Below are 203 nucleotides of genomic sequence, written 5' to 3'. Positions count from 1 at the left end.
CGCTTGTGGCGCCTACACGATTTCCAATCGTGCTCCTTCGGCCAACTCGGACACCTCTCCATATGGCTCCCCGAACAGGACTCGAACCTGTGACAACTCGATTAACAGTCGAGTGCTCTACCAACTGAGCTATCAGGGAATGGTGGAGCCAAGCGGGATCGAACCGCTGACCTCCTGCTTGCAAGGCAGGCGCTCTCCCAGCT

Annotated in this window: 1 tRNA gene; it reads right to left on the bottom strand. The window is 57.6% G+C overall.

The annotated features are described in order from the left end of the window. Positions 1 to 63: 63 nt before the first annotated feature. Positions 64 to 139 (bottom strand) — tRNA-Asn (locus tag HP552_RS03760). Positions 140 to 203 lie beyond the last annotated feature (64 nt).

Source organism: Paenibacillus xylanilyticus (genome assembly GCF_013359935.1).
GTDB lineage: Bacteria > Bacillota > Bacilli > Paenibacillales > Paenibacillaceae > Paenibacillus > Paenibacillus xylanilyticus.
Note: the sequence above shows the minus strand (reverse complement) of the source record. Positions and strands in the feature narration are given on the sequence as shown.